This window comes from Porifericola rhodea (assembly GCF_030506305.1).
GTDB lineage: Bacteria > Bacteroidota > Bacteroidia > Cytophagales > Cyclobacteriaceae > Catalinimonas > Catalinimonas rhodea.
Genome location: NZ_CP119421.1, coordinates 2,205,101 through 2,227,107, shown reverse-complemented (window position 1 = coordinate 2,227,107; position 22,007 = coordinate 2,205,101). Strand labels below are relative to the sequence as shown.

At 36.7% G+C, this 22,007-nt stretch carries 18 protein-coding genes; 15 read left to right on the top strand and 3 right to left on the bottom strand.

Going from position 1 to position 22,007, the window contains the following annotated elements; translation table 11 throughout:
• Window positions 1-57: 57 nt before the first annotated feature.
• From purN to polA, 3 genes are all read right to left on the bottom strand, one after another.
• Window positions 58-630 carry a phosphoribosylglycinamide formyltransferase gene (gene purN, locus PZB74_RS09180; RefSeq protein ID WP_302242292.1) on the bottom strand — a complete coding sequence of 191 codons (573 nt, stop codon included), beginning with the start codon at window positions 628-630 and terminating at the stop codon, window positions 58-60.
• A 105-nt stretch (window positions 631-735) separates the two neighbouring features.
• Window positions 736-1,683, bottom strand: coding sequence for a pyridoxal-phosphate dependent enzyme (locus PZB74_RS09175; protein ID WP_302242290.1), 948 nt, complete (start codon window positions 1,681-1,683; stop codon window positions 736-738).
• Window positions 1,684-1,687: 4 nt separating this feature from the next.
• Window positions 1,688-4,483: a DNA polymerase I gene (polA, locus tag PZB74_RS09170; protein WP_302242289.1), complete on the bottom strand. Its 2,796-nt coding sequence runs from the start codon at window positions 4,481-4,483 to the stop codon at window positions 1,688-1,690.
• 388 nt (window positions 4,484-4,871) lie between these two features.
• On the opposite strand from polA, the gene PZB74_RS09165 reads away from it, so the two are divergent.
• The 15 genes from PZB74_RS09165 (at window position 4,872) to PZB74_RS22615 (ending at window position 21,981) form a co-directional block, all read left to right on the top strand.
• On the top strand, window positions 4,872-7,463 hold the full coding sequence (locus PZB74_RS09165; protein WP_302242288.1) for an SLBB domain-containing protein: 2,592 nt from the start codon (window positions 4,872-4,874) through the stop codon (window positions 7,461-7,463).
• A gap of 137 nt (window positions 7,464-7,600) precedes the next feature.
• Complete coding sequence (locus tag PZB74_RS09160) at window positions 7,601-8,833, top strand: Wzz/FepE/Etk N-terminal domain-containing protein (RefSeq protein ID WP_302242287.1); 1,233 nt, start codon at window positions 7,601-7,603, stop codon at window positions 8,831-8,833.
• On the top strand, window positions 8,833-10,101 hold the full coding sequence (locus PZB74_RS09155; protein WP_302242286.1) for a nucleotide sugar dehydrogenase: 1,269 nt from the start codon (window positions 8,833-8,835) through the stop codon (window positions 10,099-10,101). The genes PZB74_RS09160 and PZB74_RS09155 overlap by 1 nt, the downstream gene beginning before the upstream one ends.
• Window positions 10,102-10,109: 8 nt before the next feature.
• Window positions 10,110-11,132 (top strand): NAD-dependent epimerase, encoded by a 1,023-nt coding sequence (locus PZB74_RS09150; RefSeq protein WP_302242285.1) that lies wholly within the window; start codon window positions 10,110-10,112, stop codon window positions 11,130-11,132.
• Window positions 11,133-11,145: 13 nt separating this feature from the next.
• Window positions 11,146-11,973 carry an ABC transporter permease gene (locus PZB74_RS09145; protein WP_302242284.1) on the top strand — a complete coding sequence of 276 codons (828 nt, stop codon included), beginning with the start codon at window positions 11,146-11,148 and terminating at the stop codon, window positions 11,971-11,973.
• A 1-nt stretch (window position 11,974) separates the two neighbouring features.
• Complete coding sequence (locus PZB74_RS09140) at window positions 11,975-13,222, top strand: ABC transporter ATP-binding protein (RefSeq protein ID WP_302242283.1); 1,248 nt, start codon at window positions 11,975-11,977, stop codon at window positions 13,220-13,222.
• Between the two features lie 68 nt (window positions 13,223-13,290).
• Window positions 13,291-14,052: a sulfotransferase domain-containing protein gene (locus PZB74_RS09135; RefSeq protein ID WP_302242282.1), complete on the top strand. Its 762-nt coding sequence runs from the start codon at window positions 13,291-13,293 to the stop codon at window positions 14,050-14,052.
• 22 nt (window positions 14,053-14,074) lie between these two features.
• Window positions 14,075-16,309, top strand: coding sequence for a polysaccharide pyruvyl transferase family protein (locus tag PZB74_RS09130; RefSeq protein ID WP_302242281.1), 2,235 nt, complete (start codon window positions 14,075-14,077; stop codon window positions 16,307-16,309).
• A 1-nt stretch (window position 16,310) separates the two neighbouring features.
• Window positions 16,311-17,549 carry a glycosyltransferase gene (locus PZB74_RS09125; protein WP_302242280.1) on the top strand — a complete coding sequence of 413 codons (1,239 nt, stop codon included), beginning with the start codon at window positions 16,311-16,313 and terminating at the stop codon, window positions 17,547-17,549.
• A gap of 57 nt (window positions 17,550-17,606) precedes the next feature.
• A complete protein-coding gene (locus PZB74_RS09120) occupies window positions 17,607-18,428 on the top strand; it encodes a sulfotransferase family 2 domain-containing protein (RefSeq protein WP_302242279.1) in 822 nt (273 codons plus the stop codon).
• A 48-nt stretch (window positions 18,429-18,476) separates the two neighbouring features.
• A complete protein-coding gene (locus tag PZB74_RS09115; protein ID WP_302242277.1) occupies window positions 18,477-19,286 on the top strand; it encodes a glycosyltransferase family 2 protein in 810 nt (269 codons plus the stop codon).
• A complete protein-coding gene (locus PZB74_RS09110) occupies window positions 19,262-20,224 on the top strand; it encodes a glycosyltransferase (RefSeq protein ID WP_302242276.1) in 963 nt (320 codons plus the stop codon). Before PZB74_RS09115 ends, PZB74_RS09110 begins: the two co-directional genes overlap by 25 nt.
• 160 nt (window positions 20,225-20,384) lie before the next feature.
• Entirely contained in the window at window positions 20,385-21,383 is a 999-nt protein-coding gene (locus tag PZB74_RS09105; protein WP_302242275.1) for a glycosyltransferase, read from the top strand.
• Window positions 21,384-21,481: 98 nt separating this feature from the next.
• Window positions 21,482-21,772 (top strand): hypothetical protein, encoded by a 291-nt coding sequence (locus tag PZB74_RS09100; RefSeq protein ID WP_302242274.1) that lies wholly within the window; start codon window positions 21,482-21,484, stop codon window positions 21,770-21,772.
• Between the two features lie 35 nt (window positions 21,773-21,807).
• Window positions 21,808-21,981 (top strand): hypothetical protein, encoded by a 174-nt coding sequence (locus PZB74_RS22615; protein ID WP_367281473.1) that lies wholly within the window; start codon window positions 21,808-21,810, stop codon window positions 21,979-21,981.
• The last annotated feature ends 26 nt before the right edge of the window (window positions 21,982-22,007 follow it).

Below are 22,007 nucleotides of genomic sequence, written 5' to 3'. Positions count from 1 at the left end.
TCCTCTTAAAAGTTGAATGTATATTTTGAAAACGTAGATACGATAATATTGAGTTGGCTACTTTAGCTGTCTTACCAGTTCTTCTACCACTTCCGGATAGTACTTGTGCTCAAGTTGCTGTACTTTAGCAGCCACGTCGGTAGGGCTATCCTCTTCTGTAAGTTCACAACTCACCTGTAAGATCATTTTACCTTCGTCATAGTTTTCATTACAAAGATGTATAGAAATGCCGGACTGTTTTTCCTGAGCTGCCACAACTGCTTTATGTACATTTATTCCGTACATACCTTTTCCACCATATTTGGGTAATAATGCCGGATGAATATTAACAATACGGTCAGGATAAGCTTTGAGTAAATTGTCAGGAATTTTAAGAAGAAAACCTGCCAGCACAATCAGATCTATGTTTTGCTCTTGCAACGTATTAAGTATATCCTGCGTTTGGGTAAGGATGCTTCTGTCAAATACACATACTTCTATGTTATATTTGGCAGCGCGAGCAATTACTCCAGCTTTAGGATTATTAGATAATAGAAGTTTAACTCGTGCTTCGGGATGATTTTGAAATTTTTCAAATATTTTTTCGGCATTGGTGCCACTCCCTGAAGCAAAAACAGCAATATTTTTCATTTGGCAAATATATTAATTCCTTATTGGAGTATTTAGCATTTTGACGCATTGTGTTATGAATAAAATGCGCTTTTGATAAAAAATATTATACTTCTACTTTATAAGCTAAAACTTTGCGGATAGTTTATCCAAATCCACATTACCGCCAGTCAGGATGATTCCTACTTTTTTGCCAGCAAACTTCTCTTTTTGCTGTAGTACTGCTGCCAAAGGTACAGCACAGGAGGGTTCTACGATAATCTTCATTCTTTCCCAGATTAGCCTGAGGGCATACATGATCTCCTCATCGTTTACAGTAATAATTTCTGAAACCAGCTCTTTTATGATTGGAAAAGTTTTGTCGCCCAGTGATGTTAGCAAACCATCAGCAATAGTTTTAGGATTTTCTGAAGGAACAATTGCTCCTGCCTGGAGTGAGCGGTAAGCATCATCAGCACCTTCAGGCTCCCCCGCAATTATGCTAGCTTTAGGCAAAAGCGCTGTAGTTGTAATTGCTGTACCGCTAAGCAATCCTCCTCCTCCTACCGGAGACATCACAATGTCAAACTCAGAAACTTCTTCTATCAATTCCAGTGCTGCGGTTCCTTGCCCACAGATTACACGCTCGTCGTTATAAGGGTGTATAAAGTTAGCACCAGTACGTTTAACTACATCCTTCAGGGTATCTTCACGTGCCTGTAATGTGGGTTTGCAGATAACAACCTCTGCGCCATAGCCTTCTACCGCTTTTTTCTTAACAGTAGGTGCTGTTTCTGGCATTACAATATATGCTTTTATGCCTCTGCTTTGTGCTGCTTTAGCAAGTGCCTGTCCGTGATTTCCAGAAGAATGCGTTGCTACTCCCCGCCGAGCTTCTTCATCACTAAGCGAAAGCACTGCATTAGCGGCGCCCCTCATCTTAAATGCGCCAGCCTTTTGAAAGTTTTCGCATTTGAAATGTAGCTCCGCTCCAGCAATATGGTTGATACTTATACTACTAAGCACCGGGGTACGGTGAATAAGCGGAGCAATACGCTGAGCTGCCTTCTGTATGTCCTGTAATGTAGGTCGCATGAGTTTAGTGGGCTTCCAGCCAGTTCTTCGCGATGTCAGCTTCTACTTCCATAGGTACTTCTAAAGGAAGAGCGTTTTTCATGAATTCCAGTACTTTTGCTTTTACTAAATCTTTCTCGCTATGGTGCACATCAAAAATTAGTTCGTCATGCACCTGCATAATCATTTTTGATTTTAGCTTTTCGCTCTTCATCCACTGATGAATATTGACCATCGCAATCTTAATCATATCCGCCGCCGTACCTTGAATAGGCGCATTGATGGCATTTCGTTCTGCATAACCTCTAACAGTAGGGTTTCGAGAGTTAATATCACGAAGATAACGCCTGCGTCCCATTACAGTCTCCACATATTCTTTCTCCCGCGCCTGCTTAATAGCGCTATCCATATAGTTTTTTATACTAGGGAACTCCTTGAAATACGCTTTAATAATTTCCGAAGCCTCTCCGCGAGGTATACTGAGCTGTTGGGCCAAACCAAAGGCTGACACACCATAGATGATACCAAAGTTCGCAGTCTTAGCCTTACGCCTCATTTCTGGAGTTACGTCATCCAGCTTTACATTAAATATTTTTGCCGCGGTAGTAGCATGAATATCTCGCCCATTACGGAAGGCATCTATCATACTTTCGTCTTTAGAGAAAGACGCCATTATCCGTAGTTCTACCTGCGAATAATCTGCGGACATAAGCAAAAAGTCATCGCTACGAGGAACAAAAGCTTTGCGAATAAGCTGACCCTTAGGCGTACGTATGGGTATATTCTGCAAGTTGGGATTGGTAGAACTTAACCTGCCGGTAGAAGTAACGGCCTGATTATATGAGGTATGGATACGGCCATCATACTCACTAATAAGTTTAGGCAAAGCATCAACATATGTATTCTTCAGCTTAAGAACTTCTCTAAAATCCAGAATACGCCTTGCTATTTCGTGCTCAGTAGCCAGGGCAGAAAGTATGTTCTCTCCGGTGGCATACTGCCCAGACTTGGTTTTTTTGGGCTTATCTACCAGCTTTAATTTATCGAACAGAATTTCACCTAATTGCTTAGGAGAACCAATATTAAATTCGGTGCCGGCAACTTCAAATATATCTTTCTCTATTTTTTGTAGTTCTGTGGTCAGTTCAGCAGAAAGCTCCTTAAGTGCAGACGTATCCAATTTTACGCCTTCATACTCCATAGAAGCTAACACTGGAATTAACGGGAGCTCCATGTCGTAAAAAAGCGCTTTTAGCTTATTGTCTTTGTCTATTTCCTGTGCAAAAGTTTCTTTAAGCTGTAAAGTTATATCGGCATCCTCTCCGGCATACTCCGTAACATCAGGTAGGGGAATATCACGCATATTACCTTGCTTCTTCCCTTTTTTACCAATAAGGCTTTCTATAGAAACGGGTTTGTATTGCAGATAATTTTCAGCCATCACGTCCATGCTATGGCCTGTTTCTGGATCTAACAGATAATGAGCAATCATAGTATCAAATATTGCTCCGTGTACCTCTACTTCGTACTTACGAAGCACCAACATGTCAAACTTAAGGTTCTGAGCTATTTTTTGCTTTTTCTCATCCTCTAGCAAAGGTTTAAACTCGTTGACTATACTTTGAGTCTCCTGCTGATCTTCAGGGCAGGGCACATAAAATGCCTCTCCTTTTTTATAAGAAAAGGCTAGCCCTACTAGCTGAGTAGTGAGTGCATCTAAGCTATCGGTTTCGGTATCAAAACAAAAAGAGGACTGCTGCTCTAGTTTTTTGATAAGATCGGCTCTTTTCTCGGCAGTATCAATGAGTTGGTAGTTATGCTCTACTTCACTTATACTTTGAAGGTTGACCGCCTGCTCTGCAACTTTTTGTGTAGCATTATCCAGGGCACTATCTTCAAAGAGATTGGTCTGCCCTCCGTTTGTACTCCCCTGATCGCCAGGATCGCCTAACACCCGCCGGGTAAGAGCCCGAAACTCCAACTCCTGGAAAAGCTGTCGTAAAACCTCCTCATTAGGCCCATTGTAACTGAAAGTTTCAGCATGAAAATCAACGGGCACATCTATTTTGATGGTTGCCAGCTGTTTAGAAAGTATACCCTGCTCACCAAACTCCTTTACTTTTTCTTTCTGTTTGCCTTTGAGCTGGTCTGCATTCTCAATTACCCCTTCTACTGAACCATACTCTTTAAGTAGTTTAGAGGCTGTTTTGGGTCCAATGCCTGGTATTCCCGGAATATTATCTACCGAGTCACCCTGTAGTCCCAGTATATCTGTCACCTGTTCTACACGATCAATATCAAACTTCTTAAGCACTTCAGGTATGCCTAATATCTCTACGCCATTACCCATAAAAGCTGGTTTGTAAAGATAAACACAATCTTCAACCAACTGAGCATAATCTTTATCGGGCGTCATCATATATACAGTAAACTCCTCGCAGGAAGCTCTTTTTGCAATAGTTCCGATGATGTCATCAGCTTCGTAACCATCTAGCTCAAGTACAGGTATATCGAAAGCTCTAACTATATCTTTAACAATCGGAATAGCTACACGAATATCTTCCGGCTGCTCCTGCCGATTGGCTTTGTAGGCTTCAAACTGTTTGTGACGAAAAGTAGGCGCACTGGTATCAAAAGCCACAGCAATATGGCTGGGTTTTTCTTTGGTAAGTACTTCAAAAAGTGCATTAGTAAAGCCAAAAGCTGCGCTGGTGTTAAGTCCTTTAGAATTTATTCGGGGATTTTTACTAAACGCGAAATGGGCACGATAGATAAGTGCCATAGCATCCAGTAAAAAGAGTTTTTTGCTACTAGAATTCATAAGTTCAAAGTAACAAAGAATGCTCAACTATTACCACTTTGGCACATAAGATAATTTCGGGACTGCTTTGCACCTTGAGCCTCTTTAGCCAGGCAGACTCATCTCTCTAAAGTACAAACTTATCCCTGTAATGTAATTACTAATCATAACATAATTCAAGTTCTACTTACAAAAAGCTACTTTAATGGTAGGTAAGAATAGTGTAAGGTTTCAAGAGCCTCATTTACAGCTTGCTAGTATTTGATTACTGGACTGATATTAATATGGCTACTTTATAAAATGGTACGATCTATGTATAATCAAGTAGCTTGTTAGATAAACGCAATATTCATAGCTTTGCGCCGTACTTAGGGAGTCATCATTGTATTTATTACACAGCACACAGGGTATGTCAATAAGAACCATTTTAGTAGGAGTTTTCACCATTTTTCTATTTAGTTACCAGCTTGCGCTTGCCCAAAACAGCAGCCTTCTGGAACAGGACCTTAGTAAGGTTCAGGTAGACCAATTATCAGAGGCACAAATCAAAAAACTAGCTGAAGCTGCGGAAAGTAGAAACCTTTCTGACCAACAGATAGAAACCACTGCAGTTATGCGGGGTATGCCTCGTGCAGAAGTGAGCAAACTTATGACTCGCCTACGCTCAGTAAAAACACAAATGAGCTCGAACAACCAGCAGGGACCAACAAACAGAGGGAGCCGCCAAGACAGTACTCTTACTGACACAAGTAATGCTACTGGCGTTAGTGTCGAACTTAGCAAAGAGGAGAGAAAAGTGTTTGGGATGGAGCTCTTTGGTAATAAAGATATTTCTTTTGAACCAAATATCAATATTGCCACTCCTAAAAACTATCAGTTAGGCACAGGTGACGAGCTTATGGTAAACGTTTGGGGAGCCTCTCGCCAAAGCTATATACTAGAAGTAAGTCGTGAAGGAACTGTCACAATAGATAATCTGGGCCCTATTTATGTCAATGGTTTAACAGTAGAAGATGCTTCTGAAAGAATTGTGAATCGCTTAACCAACATTTACTCCGGCTTACGCTCAAACAATGGTAACAGGCCCAATACTTATGCTGAGGTTTCTTTAGGAAGGGTAAGAAGTATTAAAGTAACTATTGTTGGTGAAGTAAGAAGGCCAGGTACTTATACTTTATCCTCATTAGCTACGGCGTTTAATGCCCTTTACCTCTCAGGAGGGCCTACTTTTATTGGCTCATTCAGAGACATAGAAGTAGTAAGAAATAACAAGGTTATTGCTTCTTTAGATGTATATGACTACCTGGTAAAAGGCCAAGGTGCTAATCCTATTTTTTTACAGGATCAGGACATCATTAGAGTTGCACCTTATTCTACAAGAATAGAGCTTAAAGGCGAAGTTAAGAGAGAAGGCTACTACGAAATGAAGCAGGACGAGCCTATGGCAGAAGCGCTTCGGTTTAGTGGAGGCTTTACTGATCAGGCTTATACTCATCGTTTAAGGGTAATCCGTAAAACCAATAGAGCTAAAAGAATAGAAGATTTAAGTGGAGATGCACTGGATTCATTTTTACCTCAAAATGGTGATATTGTAGAAGTAGATTCTATATTGAATCGTTTTGAGAATCGGGTAGAAATAGTAGGGGCTGTATTTCGTACCGGAACCTATTCGTTAAACGATGGACTTACCCTTAAAGAACTGGTAGAAAAAGCCGAAGGGCTAAGAGAAGATGCTTTCACCAGCCGTGCCCTAATCTACCGTAAGGGTGACGATCTTATGACAGAGGTGATGTCTGTAAGCCTTAGAGATGTTTTAACCGACAGAAAGCCAGATATACCACTTCAAAGAGAAGATGTAGTACGAATTTTCTCAATTTTTGATTTAGAAGAAGAATATGAGGTTAAAATAAAAGGTGAAGTACAAGCACCAGGAGAGTTTAGCTATATGCGAGGTATGACACTGGAAGACCTGATAGCAATGGCAGGAGGCTTTAAAGAATCTGCTTCTCAGGCCAGAGTTGAAGTAGCACGTCGAGTTTCTGCCAATACCAGTACGGCATCTGGTGTACCCGTGTCTGAAAATGTACAGATGGCAAATATTTTCCAGTTTAAAGTAGACAAAAACTTAAGTTTATCTGCTGAAAATGCGGCATTTGAACTAATGCCTTTTGATCAGGTGTTCATCAGAAAATCACCCGACTATGAGATACAGCAACCCGTTACCGTTAAAGGTGAAGTACTGTACCCCGGAGAATATATTATTACTAACAAAAACGAAAGAATTTCCGACTTGGTAGAAAGAACCGGAGGCCTTACCAGCTACGCCTATCTTGAAGGTGCACGTTTAATCAGACTTAATCCTGAGTATTATAAAGAGTTAGAAATTAGAAAGCAGGAAGTATTAGACTCTTTACAATTAATGGACATACAAAGAGAAAATGAAGCTCAAAATGATAACAGCAATACGAGCAACGATAATCAACTGGCAAAGCGTGCCCTAAACGCACGTACGCTTAATCCAGAGCTATTGACTACTTTGGCAGCTACAAATGTGGAAATATCAGAAACTAATGCGATTGGTATTGATTTGGAAACAATATTAAACAATCCAGACTCAAAATATGACCTGATTCTTTTGCCTGGAGATACACTAGAAGTACCTAAAGAACTACAAACCGTACAAATGAACGGAGAGTTATTATATCCTTCATCTACCCGTTATGATCGTGCCAAAGGCTTTAAAAGGTATATTTCTGAGGCGGGAGGATTTACTAAACAATCTGACAGAAAACGTTCATACATAGTCTATGCAAATGGTTCAGTTGACCGGACAAAAAGCTTTTTGTTTTTAAAAAATTACCCAAAGGTAAAGCCCGGTGCAGAAATTATAGTACCTGAAAAAGAAGGTGGACTTTCTACCCAGGCATGGGTAGGTATTGGTTCAACCCTGGCCAGTATTGCTCTTACTATAGTTACAGTAATTAATGTGGCGAATCGTTAGCGGTATTAAAATAATCAGTGAACAAATTTAATTTTTGCACCAGACAAAACTCCTTTGGCAGCTTTTTCACCAAAGCTGAGGTAAGTTCAAAGTGTTGAAGTGAATAAAATTCCTTTACTATAACAAGAATAAGCATAGTGGAAACTACGGAAAAGCATCAGGATAATGATATTGAGTCTGTAGCTCAAGCCAAGAATAAAGAAAACTCAAGGAAGAGACCTGTTGAAAACGACGAGATAGACCTTTTAGCACTTGCTCAAGATATTTGGCAAAGAAGAAAAACTATTCTTTATACTACCATTGGTACATTTATAATAGGGATATTCATTGCTATAGTTAGCCCTGAAGAGTATACTACTAATGTGGTATTGATGCCTCAGTCAGAAGAAGCAGGAAGTAACTCTTCCAGCAATTTTTTGAAGCAGATTGGTGGGCTTGCAGGAGTTGGAGTCGGAGATAATAGTACAGGACTTAGTAAAGGCTTATACCCAGATATTACACAGAGTACACCATTCTATTTGTTTTTAATGCAAGAAGAGTTGTACTTTCCTTCTTTAGATACTACAATGAGTTTGTATCATTATTTTACTGAAGTAAGTGAGCCTACTTTGCAAGATCATTTAAAAAAATATACACTAGGCCTTCCTCGTATACTTCTAAACCTACCTTTGAAAGTTATGAGTTGGTTTAAAGAAGACAAATCCCCTGCTTCTGTAGAAACAAACACAGCATCACCTGCTGACACCTTGAAGAGCACACAGCTTGGTAATTCAGGTGAAATAGAATATGAAATCATAGCTTTAAATAATAAGCAAATTAAAGCTATTTCTTCTCTTAAAGAAAGGGTTTCTACAACCATACAACCCAATGGCATGGTAATGGTTTCATCAGAAATGCCTGACCCGCTAGTAGCCGCAAATACTACAAGGTTGGCAGTAGCTTATTTAACGAAGTATGTTACTGAATACAGAATTAACAAAGCTCAGGAAAATCTGGATTTTATAGAGAAACAATTTTTAGAAAAAGAAGAAAGATATGAAGCAGCTCAACAAAGGCTAGCTCGTATCAGAGACCAAAATCTTAATATCGCGACTGAAAATGCCAGAATAGCGATTGAACAGGCGCAAACAGATTATAACTTAGCTTACAGTTTATACCAGAGTGTGGCCCAGCAGCTTGAACAAGCTAGAATTAAAGTTCAGGAAGAAACACCTGTGTTTAAAGTTTTAGAACCTATACAGATTCCATTAAAAACCAGTGAGCCTAAGCGTGAACTAATTATTGCTTTAGCAATATTTACTGGTATTGCTTTGGGGCTTGGTATTATTGTTGCGCAAGTGATTTTTTCAAATGTCAAAAGTAATGTTTAGTGGGCTTAAATACTGATAGTAATAAGATTGCCATTGTTGGCCTAGGATATGTAGGCCTCCCTCTTGCTATTGAATTTGGTAAGAAATATGAGGTTAGAGGTTTTGATATCGATCACAAAAGAATTCAGGAATTACATCAAGGAAAGGATAGAACCGGAGAGGTAGAAGCTCATGAATTCGGACTATCAAATCGACTTATCTTTACTAATCAACTTAAAGACATTAAAAGTTGTAACATATATATAGTCACGGTGCCCACTCCTATTGATCAGTACAAAAAGCCTGATCTCACTCCGCTTCGAAGTGCAAGCAAAGCGGTAGGAAAAGTACTTAAGCAGAATGATATTGTTATTTATGAATCTACCGTATACCCTGGCTGTACCGAAGACGACTGCGTACCGATTTTAGAGCAAGTTAGCGGTTTAACGTATAATAAAGACTTCTTCTGTGGTTATTCGCCCGAACGTATAAACCCGGGAGACAAAGAACACAGAGTCCATTCTATAAAGAAGGTAACTAGTGGAAGTACTGAAGAAATTGCCGAAAAAGTAGATCTGCTATACAAAAGCATAATTACTGCAGGCACGCACAAAGCTTCTTCCATCAGAGTAGCAGAAGCAGCGAAAGTCATAGAGAATGCACAGCGCGATATTAATATTGCATTTGTTAATGAGCTCGCACTAATCTTTGACCGGATGCAAATTGATACACAAGAAGTATTAGAAGCGGCAGGCACAAAGTGGAATTTCTTACCTTTTCGTCCAGGTTTGGTTGGCGGACACTGTATTGGAGTAGATCCTTACTACCTCACCCATAAAGCAGAAAGCATTGGCTATCACCCGCAGGTTATCCTTGCTGGCAGAAGAATTAATGATAACATGGGAAGCTTTGTTGCAAACAAAGTAGTGAAGCTATTATCGCAAAAAGGGTTTCCAATAAAAGGAGCAAAAGTGCTGGTGCTAGGCATTACTTTTAAAGAGAACTGCCCGGACATTAGAAACAGTAGAGTAATAGATATTATCAGAGAATTACAGGATTACGGAGTTGATGTACAAGTTTATGACCCATTAGCTAACTTCAATGAAGTATACGAAGAGTATGGTATAGAATTACTTTCTGTACCTAAAAAAGCATATGAAGGCATAATAATGGCTGTAGGCCATAAATATTTTCAACAACTTGACCTTAAAAAAGTAAAAAAAGAAAATGGCGTTATATATGATGTCAAAAGTATACTTGATAAAAATTTGGTAGACGGTAAGCTATAATATTTATTATGAGTCAAACAAAAAAAGTATTGATAACTGGCGCAGCTGGTTTTATTGGTTTTCACCTTTCACAAAGACTTTGTGAGCAAGGTTTTCAAGTAGTAGGCATTGATAATCTTAATGATTACTATGATCCTAACTTGAAAAAAGACCGTCTTAAAATTTTGGAAGAACTAGATAGCTTTACTTTCCATAAAATAGACCTACTTGAAAAAGATAGAATAGATCAGCTTTTTGAGCAGGAGAGATTTCATTATATAGTTAACCTTGCTGCACAGGCAGGAGTAAGATACTCCTTAGTTAACCCATATGCTTATATAGATGCTAATGTTACTGGCTTTTTAAATATTCTTGAGGCCTGTCGACATTTCCCGGTAGAGCATTTGGTGTACGCATCCTCAAGCTCTGTTTATGGTGCTAATACCAAAATGCCCTTCTCTATACATCATAATGTTGATCACCCTGTATCCTTGTATGCTGCGACAAAGAAGTCTAATGAGCTGATGGCTCATACATACTCCAACCTGTACGATATTCCTACTACTGGTTTACGCTTTTTTACCGTTTACGGACCTTATGGCAGGCCAGATATGGCGCTCTTCCTATTTACCAAAGCTATACTTGATGATGAGCCCATAAAGGTATTCAATAATGGGGAGATGAAGCGCGACTTCACCTATGTGGATGACATTGTGGAAGGAATCGTCAAACTGTTGCCTCATATCGCTAAGCCAAATGTAGACTGGGATGGACAAAAACCCGATGCAGCAAGCAGCTTCGCCCCTTATGCCATTTATAACATTGGTAATAACAATCCTGTTAAGCTTATGGACTTTATTCATACTTTGGAACAGGCTTTGGGCAAGGAAGCAAAAAAGAACATGATGCCTATTCAGGATGGGGATGTACCAGCTACTTTTGCAGATGTAAATGACCTCATTAAAGATGTAGGTTTTAAACCGTCTACACCTTTGAACGAAGGAATCCAAAAGTTTGTAGATTGGTATAAAACCTATTATTGCATAGATTAGTTATTGATTTAACATGGAAAAAACGATCATAGATGCAAATAAAAGCATCTTATCTCTTGATCTCAAAGAGATTGTACGCTACAAAGACCTTCTTTATACTTTAGCCTACAGAGACTTTAAGGTAAGGTATGCACAAACTTTTTTGGGATTAATGTGGGGTGTAATCCAACCCTTTCTCACATTAGTAGTTTTTTCGCTGGTTTTTAGTCGTGGTTTGCAAATTAATACAGGAAATACTCCTTATGTATTATTTGCTGCTAGTGGTTTAGCTTCCTGGACATATTTTTCTACAGTAATGAGCCAAGCAGGGCAATCCATTATTGGTGCCCAAGGGATGGTTCAGAAAGTCTACTTTCCAAGATTGATTGTTCCCCTTTCAAAAGCTATTGTGGGCCTTATTGATTTTGGGATTGCAACCATTATTATTTTTGTTTTAATGTTTTTTTATCAGGTTTCTCCTTCTCCTAATATCATCTATCTACCGTTCTTTCTTTTCATGTCTATAATTGCATCTCTGGGGGTAGGAATTTGGCTAAGCGCATTAACTATTAGATATCGAGATTTCCAGCAAATCGTACCTTTCTTAGTACGATTTGGTATGTTTTTTACTCCAGTAGCTTATCCATCCAATATTTTGGTTGATCGCATTCCAGACTGGGCATCTATTGTATTTTACCTCAATCCTATAGCAGGTATCATTGACGGATTCAGGTGGAGTATTTTGGGCACATACCCCCCCAGCACATTGTCTTATCTTTCGTTTGTGGTGGTCATAATACTATTCATCAGTTCTTTGTTTTACTTTAAAAAAGTAGAAAGAACTATAGCTGATATAATTTGATATGGACGACATTGCAATAAAAGTAGAAAACTTATCTAAACTATATGCTATCGGTAATACTTCAAGTGGGAGCCTGAAGGAGACAGTATCTAGTATTTTTAGTAGGAATGAAACTAGCAAAGCAAAAGAGTTTTGGGCTTTGCAAGATGTTTCATTTGAAGTTAAAAGAGGAGAAGCTTTTGGAATTATCGGTAAGAACGGAGCAGGGAAAAGCACTTTGCTCAAACTATTATCTAGAATTACTGAACCTACTACAGGTAGAATTGAAATTAATGGAAGAGTCTCATCTCTTCTTGAAGTTGGTACAGGTTTTCATCCAGAATTAACTGGTAGAGAAAATATCTTTTTAAACGGAACTATACTGGGCATGTCCAGAAGTGAAGTAAAGGAAAAGTTTGATGAAATTGTTGATTTTAGTGGTGTTGAAAAGTTTTTAGATACTCCTGTTAAGAGATACTCATCAGGAATGAAAGTTAGACTTGCATTTGCGGTAGCAGCTCACCTAGAACCTGAAATTTTAATTATTGATGAAGTACTAGCAGTAGGAGATGCTGAGTTTCAGAAGAAATGTTTAGGAAAAATGGAAGATGTAGCAGGCCAGGGCCGTACAGTTCTATTTGTCAGTCATAACATGAGTGCTGTACGTAACTTATGTTCGCAGGCGATTCAATTAGTAAATGGACAGATCGTTTTTACAGGAGATGTTGATAAGGCTATCGATAATTATATGGATACTCCCGAATTCGCTAAGCATGCAGGAGAAATCAGTTGGGGTGAAGGAGTTGAACCAAAGTCATCAGAAATAAGATTGATTGCTGCCAGGATTAAAAATGGACAAGGAACAGTAAAAACAAAATTTGATACCTCGGAAGAAATTAATATTGAGATTGACTATCAGGTTAAAGTTCATCTAAAAGGGATGAGAATTGTTCTAAAGGTTAATACCCATGAAGGCATTCTTGTATTTGCTTCTACAGACCATTATACTCGTAACTCTAACACTTCTAAAGGCTTTTACCGTACAACATGTAAGATTCCATCACATATTTTTAATAAGATCAGTTACTCAGTTGATGTTCAATTTGGAATCCCGGGAGTTAAAGTTCTTATACCTTCAGTAAAGCTTTTAGACTTTGAAATTGAAAATTTATTTAACACCTCTGGCTCATACTTTCCTGAGAAATGGCCAGGTATGGTGGCGATTCCTACTGAATGGGATACAAAACGGAGTGAAGAAACGGTTAGTTAGTTTATCAAGACAAACATCTAATAAGGTGTTTCGAGGAACTCTAAAATATTAAATTATATTTTTTGACTATGAATATATTATCTAAGTTTTTAAAAAAAAAAACCTCTTCTCCAGACCATCCAGAAATTTATGATGATGATATTTTCTTGGTATCATACCCCAAATCTGGGAACACATGGGTCAGGTTTTTAATAGCAAATCTTTTAAAGAAAGAAGGAGAGCAAATAAATTTTCATACAGCTATAAATTATGTACCAGAAATTAATGTGCACAATGAAGTTCTTGAGAAACTTCCTCGCCCACGAATAATTAAAAGTCATCAGACATTTAACCCAGCATTCAAAAAAGTAATATATCTGATACGAGATCCTAAAGACGTTTATGTATCATTTTTCCATTACCAGAAGAAAAAGAACCCCAAGAACACTACTTTTTCTGAGTTTTTAAGAAAAGTAAATAGTTCTCCAAACAGTTGGCATAAACATGTGGCTTCATGGAAAGATAAATCAAATGTAATAGCGTTATTTAGATATGAAGACCTGCTGTCTAATACATTCACTGAAGTAGAACGTTTAGTAAAGGCTTTAGGAATTAAAGCTTCAGAAGAACAGCTTGCCAAAGCTATCCAAGAGTCTTCATTTACAAGCATGAAAAAAATTGAAAAAGAAAGTGGAAGGCCTTTTAAGAATGAATCTGATAAAGCAAATGCCACGACATTTGTTAGAAGTGGAAAAAAAGGAGATTGGGTAAATTATTTTACCGAAGAAGATATTAATTACCTATCACAGAGTGTTAAAGACCTAGCAACTCATTTCCACTATAAGATTTAAAGAGTTACATGATCTTATGTTTATGAAAATACCTGGAAAAAAATACATTCCTTTTAAAGAATCTTTAAAGCAAATACGTGCACTTTGGCATGACTATAGGGCCCTTCGAGATCTAAAGAAACAGGATAACAGCAGGCTACAACATCATCAAAAAAATCCTGAGAAGCCTACTGTCATCAATATGAATGCTAATGATATTTGTAACTCTAAATGCACAATGTGCAACATCTGGCAGCAAAAAAAAGGATTCGAAGTTTCACCTCAGGATTTGGAAAAAATTTTAGATGACAGTTTATATTCAGAAGTAAGAGGTGTAGGAATAACAGGAGGAGAGCCTACTTTAAGAGAAGATTTAGCTGATCTTTATGAAGCCTGTTGTAAAAAACTACCAAGCCTTCGTGGACTTAGCATTATCACAAATGCAATTATAGAAAAAGATGTAATTAATAGAATTCACCAAGTGATTGAAGTATGCGATCGCTATGAAAAAAACTTTAGTATGATGGTTTCTCTAGATGGATATGGAGTGACTCATGATAAAGTAAGAGGGCGAGAGGGTAACTTTGATACCGCTATTAATGTCATTAATCATTTTAGAAATGAAACAGATGTACCTGTTGCTATAGGATGCACTATTTCAAAGGTTAATGTATGGGAAGTAGATGAGCTATTAGACTTCTTGAAAGAAGAAGGTATTTATGGACGATTCCGAATAGCTGAATATATCAAAAGGTTGTATAATGAGGACCGAGGAGAAGTGATCAGAACTTTTGATGAAGAGGAAACATATCATCTTATGTGTTTCTTCAAAAAAGTTGAACTAACATTTGAAAAGAACCCTACCTATAAAAGAACTTATAAGAGTATTATCAATATTTTAGGGGGTGGTAAGCGTCTTATCGCTTGCCCTTATCAAGCTAATGGCGTTGTATTAAACTCCAGAGGAGATCTGCATTATTGTGCGCCTAAATCTCAAAAAATTGGAAATGGCCTGGAACAATCCTCATTAGATATCTACAATGAAAACTTAATAGAAAGAAAACGGATCATTAACGATGATTGTGATAGTTGCATTCACGATTATCATGCTCCAATTACTTATAAAGAGGCTTTGATTAGCTTCAAAGAAAGCTTTTGGCAAAAAAACATTTCCCTTCGGAACATTCATAGAGCACATTATTTTAAGCTTCCTATTGCTCTATTAAAACACAAACTTCCTGGCAAAAAGGGAACATACAAGGTTCTAATTACAGGTTGGTATGGTACTGAAACTGTAGGTGATAAAGCAATCTTAGGAAGTATCATTGATTATTATAAAGAGAAATACTCAAATATAGAATTTTATATAAGCAGCGTCTACCCATTTATTACTGAAAAGACATGTAAAGAATTACAAGTTCAAGCATACATAGTTTCTACTAAAGATCTGTCATTTTCTTTAGCATGCGCTCAATGTGACGAAATTGTCATGGGCGGAGGACCACTTATGGGTATCAATGCCTTGAGTGTACCTTTATGGGCATTTAAAATCGCCAAGCAATTCAATAGAAAGACTATCATATTTGGGTGTGGTGTAGGACCTTTAAAAGAACAGCAACATATTAATGCTGTAAAGAAGATGTTCCAAATCGCGACTACTATTAAAGTACGTGATAATGCATCTTTTGAATATGCCAAAAAACTTTCAAATCGCACTGATATTGAAAATATTGGAGACCCTGCGCGTGAGTATATTAGAAAAGTAAGTACTAAAATTAAAACTGAGAGTAAAAAGAACATATTAGCATGTTTCCTAAGAGAATGGACCTCCGAATATATGGGAGATAAAAACCATGATGAGTTTTTGAAAACCAAGGAAGCATTTGAAGCAAATTTAGCTAAATATATCCAGGAGACCTGTCTTAAGCATGATTTAACTCCTGTTTTCTACCCTATGCATACATTTGTAGTTGGTAATGATGATAGGGATTTTAACAGAAAATTTGCAAAAAAATATTTTCAAGATTTTGAACATGTGATCCATAAATATAACACTTCTGTTGATTTTACTGTGAAAGCTATGCAAGCTTCGAAAATCAATCTCTGCATGAGATTCCATTCTGTGTTATTTGCTCATACTCTTGAGACTGATTTTATTGCGATTGACTATACCAATGGTGGAAAAATTACAGGCTACCTAACTGATCATAACGCATTGGATAAAATGATTTCTCTTCATGATCTTGCAGAAGGTTTCAATTTAAACTCCCCGGTCTAATTTGATAGTCCTTCACATTTGTTATAGAGATCGAGGAGGAGCTGCCCAGGCAGCTATTAGATTTCATAAAGAGTATTTACGAAGAGGGGTTACTTCCGAATTTCTCTTTTTGGGACCTTCTACAAAAGAGGTGCCGAATAGTCACTACGTTTATGAGGGCTCAAATAAAAGTAAAATTTATACTCTGCTAAAGAAGCTTAAGCTTAAACATAGTAAGGAAGAAAGGCAAAAAAAAAGGCTTTTACGAATAAAAGGGGACAGCTCTTTTGAAGGGTTTAGCTTTTCTACCTCTTCTATAAATATTAGAGCCAGTAAAGTTTTTCAGCAAGCTGATATCATTCACTTGCACTGGGCAGGTAATTTGGTTGATTTTTCATCTGTTTTTAAAAATTTAAACAAGCCCGTCTTCTGGACTTTTCATGATATGAATCCTTTTCTGGGAGGCTTACATTATCAGGGGGACTTAAATAGAAATAGGGACAATGCTGAGTTAATTGCTTTGAACCAAAAAGAGTTAGATATCAAAGCAAAAGCTCTTAGTCATTTTAAAGCACTGACAGTGATCACTCCCTCAGAGTGGTTAAAAAAGGCATCGCAAGAGAGTGAGATCTTTAAAAACTACCCACATTACCACATTGCAAATGGCTTGGATACTCAAATATTTAAATATTATGATCCAACATTTGCTCGCTCAGTTTTTAATATACCTACCGATAAAAAAATATTCCTTTTTGTAAGTGATCGGCTTGGTAATTACCGTAAAGGGATGGACTTGCTTAAGGGAGCCATTGATAGCATAACTTTAAAAGAAGAGATAGTAATTTGTACGCTAGGAGAAGGAAACTTTTCTATAAACAAAAATAATATTCAACCGCTTCCATTACACAGCATTAATGATGAACGCTTAATTAGCCTACTATATGCAGCTGTAGATTATGTAATAATACCTTCTAGAGAAGATAATTTACCAAATGTTATGATAGAGGCGATGGCTTGTGGTACACCTATTATATCTTTTCCTATTGGAGGAATGAAAGAAATTATACAAACAGGTTTTAACGGAATTCTTGCAAAAAATTTATCTGCTGATGCTCTAAAAATAGCAATTGAAGAAGCCATAAGCGATAAATATATTTTTAGCAAAAGAGATATTATAGATTATGCTCAACGCCATTTCAATATTGTTAAGCAAGCTGACAAATATTTGGCTCTTTACAAAATAGTATCCTATAACCATTAGCTAATGTTGACATGTATATTGCTCATTTTCAGCTAAGATTAATACACTTAAGAACATATGAAGCATAATATTATTTTCATGCACATTCCCAAAAATGGAGGATCCTCTTTTCGTCCAATTTTGCTTAGACATTTTAGGCCAGAAAGCACATTTACAGTGCAGCTAATAGGTAATGATAAACTTAATATTGATAAGTTTGTAAATATGCCTCAGCATGAAAGAGATCAAATTCATTGTTTATTAGGCCATACAAATTATGGCTTGCACGAATATATGAATGGCAAAACTGACTATATCGCCTTTCTGAGAAAACCGGTAGATAGGATTATTTCTTTTTACTATTATGTACTCTCACTCCCTGAGCATAGACTGTATGATACCATTACGAAAAATAATATGTCCCTTTATGATTTTGTACTAAATATCAACCAAGGAGATGTAAATAATGGCCAGATAAGGTATATAAGTGGCATAAGGGATAAACCAGAATTAATGTTAGAAAGAGCCTTAGAGAATATAGAGAAGCATTTTCCGGTAGTCGGCTTTTTAGAGCAATATGATAAATCCCTGGTATTACTTAAACATCACTATCAATTCCATTTACCTTATTATAGAGTTCGTAATAAAACAAAAAAACGAAAAACTTCTGAAGAGATAAGTAAGGAAACTATAGAATTGATACAGGAGATGAATAAGGAAGAAACTTTATTATATCATGAAATGGAAAAGCGCTTCAATGCTCAACTCAAACAAATGGGAGAGAATAAAGTAAATTTGGAATTAAACAAACTTCGTTTAGCGAATCAGGTATACAACTCTCCTCTTTTTGACAAAAGTATGGGCGCATTAAAACGTATAAAAAGACTTCTCAAGACTTAGCATAGAGATGTCTACAAAGTCTGTAGAAAAATAAGCAATTTTTTAATCATGTCACAGCCCAAAGTAAGTATCATTACTCCAACCTATAATTCGGCAGATACTATTATTGCATGTTTAGAAAGTGTGATATCACAATCATATACTAATATAGAGCACCTTATCATTGATGGGTTATCAACAGATCATACTCTTAGAATTATTAAACAGTATAAATTAAAATACCCACACATAAAATACCTGTGCGAAAAAGATAAGGGAGTATATGATGCCATGAATAAAGGCATATCCATTGCGGCCGGTGAGTGGGTCTTTTTTTTAGGTAGCGATGATAGCTTGTATAGTCATGATATTTTAGAGAAAATCTTCTCTAACCCAAACAACTTAACACTTGATGTTATTTATGGAAATGTTCTGAGCTCACGATTTAATGGCCCTTATGCGGGTGAATATGATGCCCTAAAGCTTATTGATCAAAACATTTGTCATCAAGCGATTTTTTTTAAAAAATCGCTCTTTATCAATACAGGCGTGTTCAATCAAGCATACATAGCTCACGCGGATTGGGCACATAACCTTAAATGGTTTTTAAATAAGAAATACAAAAAGAAATATGTACCACATATTATCTCCAATTATTCAGATGGAGGTTTAAGCTCTAGTGTTAAAGATGAAAAATTTCAGGAAATCAAACCTTTGCTTATTTTAAGATACGAGCATGAGCAACTTTCTTCTCAATGGAAAGCACATTGGGCTAAACATTTTGCCAGAGAATCACTCAAGCATAAAAAGCTTATTTTTTTTATTGAATACGTATATTTCTATCTGAAAAATAAATGTCAAATATTACTGAACAAATAGGCTATACTCCTCCACTGACAGTCATACTACCAAATTATAACCACGCCCCCTTCTTAGCTAAGAGAATAGATAGTATACTTCAGCAAACATATCAAGATTTTGAGCTTATCATACTTGATGACAAGTCTACAGATCAAAGCTTGCATGTTATTCAGCAATATGAACACCATCCGAAAGTAAGCCATGTTATTGCTAATAAGCATAATAGTGGCAGTACCTTTTTACAATGGAAAAAAGGTGTACATATGGCTAAGGGTAAATATATTTGGATTGCAGAAAGTGATGACTTTTCTGAAAATACTTTTTTAGAAACCTTGCTCCCCTTCATTGAAAGAGACAAAAAGATTGCTCTTGTATATGCTCAATCAGATGATGTAGATACCCATGGTAACTATATCAGAAACAGAATATTCTGGACAGAAGACTTTACGCCTAATATTTGGAGAAATGACTTTGTTATTGAAGGGAATGATTTTATCAATCAGTTCATGCTTTATAAAAATGTTATTCCAAATGCAAGTGCCGTCATATTTCGAAAAGATGTCTTCATAGATAGGTACAATCCTATAGTTGCTCATATGAAAATGGCTGGAGATTGGTTATTATGGTTATCCATGATAGCAGGACATAAAGTAGCCTTCGTCTCATCTCCACTGAACAAATTCAGAAAACATGAAGCTACGACAAGAGTGCACAATACACATGAAAAAAAAAGGAGGCGTATTGAAGAAGAAGTAGAGGTGATTAATGCCGCCTCAGCGTATGCTGGCATAAATCAGCAGATCATTCAAAATCGATATAAAGCAACCTTAAACAACTGGTTTATACTTTTTCCTTATTATAAAAATATGTTTAGAAAAGACTACTACAATATATGCAGACAAAAAAATTTAAGTCCGCTCTCACTTATTGTTAAAAGATTAAGATATAAAAAATAAAGGCTTTTCAGACTCAAATGTAGTACTATGCCGTTATCATTTTATGACTAAACTCGCTCTGATTTCTCCGGAAGAAGCTCCTTATTCAGCCACATTTATAAAGGCTCATATTGATCTTTTAAATGCTGATATCTGCCATTTACATGGCATTTTTTTTCCTATGGAATCTTCTAATTGTCAATACCATATTAATGAGAACCTGAAAGTAAAGAAACTATTCTATAAGCTCAAATTAGTAAGAACTTACAGAAACCTATTTTTAGAGCCATCATTAATTAGGTTTTTTAAGAAAAAAAAGATAGAGATTGTTCTTGCGGAATTTGGACCTGTAGGAGCTGAGGTTTATGCAGTCTGTGAAAGATTAGGAATTCCTTTGATCGTATACTTTCATGGATACGACGCATACCTGTATCATCTTATGAAGCAGTATAAGAAAGAGTATGCAAATATGTTCAGGTACGCCTGCCACCTGATTGTTGTTTCTGAAGAAATGAAACAAAGGCTGATCAAGCTTGGTGCACCAACTGAAAAGTTAATAGTAAATCCATGTGCTCCAAACGATGTATTTTTTACACTCAACCCTCCTCTCACACAGATTAACTTTCTTGCAGTAGGCCGATTTGTAAATAAAAAGGCTCCTCATCTAACTATTGAGGCTTTCTATAAAGTTGTTCAAAAGATTCCTGAAGCCACTCTTACCATGGCTGGAGATGGCCCCTTGTTTGAAAAATGTAAAGAATTAGTAGAAAAACTTGGAATACAGAATTCAATTAATTTTTTAGGAGCAGTCTCTCATCAAAAGATTGTGGAAGCTTATCAAAATGCTTTTTGCTTTGTGCAACATTCTATTATTGCTCCTGATGGGGATTCCGAAGGTACGCCTGTAGCCATTCTAGAAGCCAATGCAGCTAAATTGCCAGTGGTATCTACCAAGCATGCAGGTATACAAGATGTAATAGTTCATGGAGAGACTGGCTTATTGGTAGAAGAACAAGACGTAGACGCAATGGCTAATGCGATGCTTAAACTCGCCCAAGATAGATCTCTAGCAAAAATGATGGGAGAAAAAGGGAGACAAAGAGTGAAACAACACTATACCATGCAAAAACACATTACTATTATTGATCAGGCAATATATGATTCACTTACAAATGACTAACTTTTTTTAAGTAATTTGTAATAAGGGCACAGTATGTAATGGCATCTTAAAAAGACCTAGCCTAACTGCGTCTACTTATTTAGGAATCACTTAATACTATGAAAGTAGATTTTATCATATTAGAGGCCCACAAATCTGGTACTACCATATTATTTGATATGCTTAATAGGCACCCATCAATAGTAGGGTCTAATAACAAAGAGGCACATTTTTTTAGTACAACACCAGACTGGAAAAAAGATTTGCGCACTTATGAAAGATTATTCACTGAGCAAGCTGATACACTGTTTATGGAAACTTCTACAAGCTATACTTTTTATCCTCTCAGAAATTTAAATATTTGGAACGATCTATATGAATATAACTCAAAGCAAAATTTATTTATATAGTCCGTAACCCTATTGACCATATCATATTAAGTTATATGCATACTTACGAAAGGAGTTATACAGATTTACCTTTAGAAGAGGCTCTTATGCAGGACCGCCTTTATATAGATATTACTCGCTACTATACTCAAATCGCTCCTTGTATTAAAAAGGTTGGGAAAAATAATGTTTTACTATTAGATTTTGACGAGCTGATAAAATACACGTAGTCTACTAAAAAAAAAGGAATTAAATT

Bases quoted from the DNA above. Each gene is read 5' to 3' on its own strand.
- purN (WP_302242292.1), bottom strand. From the start codon at position 630: ATGAAAAATATTGCTGTTTTTGCTTCAGGGAGTGGCACCAATGCCGAA.
- PZB74_RS09175 (WP_302242290.1), bottom strand. From the start codon at position 1,683: ATGCGACCTACATTACAGGACATACAGAAGGCAGCTCAGCGTATTGCT.
- polA (WP_302242289.1), bottom strand. From the start codon at position 4,483: ATGAATTCTAGTAGCAAAAAACTCTTTTTACTGGATGCTATGGCACTT.
- PZB74_RS09165 (WP_302242288.1), top strand. From the start codon at position 4,872: ATGTCAATAAGAACCATTTTAGTAGGAGTTTTCACCATTTTTCTATTT.
- PZB74_RS09150 (WP_302242285.1), top strand. From the start codon at position 10,110: ATGAGTCAAACAAAAAAAGTATTGATAACTGGCGCAGCTGGTTTTATT.
- PZB74_RS09145 (WP_302242284.1), top strand. From the start codon at position 11,146: ATGGAAAAAACGATCATAGATGCAAATAAAAGCATCTTATCTCTTGAT.
- PZB74_RS09140 (WP_302242283.1), top strand. From the start codon at position 11,975: ATGGACGACATTGCAATAAAAGTAGAAAACTTATCTAAACTATATGCT.
- PZB74_RS09135 (WP_302242282.1), top strand. From the start codon at position 13,291: ATGAATATATTATCTAAGTTTTTAAAAAAAAAAACCTCTTCTCCAGAC.
- PZB74_RS09130 (WP_302242281.1), top strand. From the start codon at position 14,075: ATGAAAATACCTGGAAAAAAATACATTCCTTTTAAAGAATCTTTAAAG.
- PZB74_RS09120 (WP_302242279.1), top strand. From the start codon at position 17,607: ATGAAGCATAATATTATTTTCATGCACATTCCCAAAAATGGAGGATCC.
- PZB74_RS09115 (WP_302242277.1), top strand. From the start codon at position 18,477: ATGTCACAGCCCAAAGTAAGTATCATTACTCCAACCTATAATTCGGCA.
- PZB74_RS09110 (WP_302242276.1), top strand. From the start codon at position 19,262: ATGTCAAATATTACTGAACAAATAGGCTATACTCCTCCACTGACAGTC.
- PZB74_RS09105 (WP_302242275.1), top strand. From the start codon at position 20,385: ATGGAATCTTCTAATTGTCAATACCATATTAATGAGAACCTGAAAGTA.
- PZB74_RS09100 (WP_302242274.1), top strand. From the start codon at position 21,482: ATGAAAGTAGATTTTATCATATTAGAGGCCCACAAATCTGGTACTACC.
- PZB74_RS22615 (WP_367281473.1), top strand. From the start codon at position 21,808: ATGCATACTTACGAAAGGAGTTATACAGATTTACCTTTAGAAGAGGCT.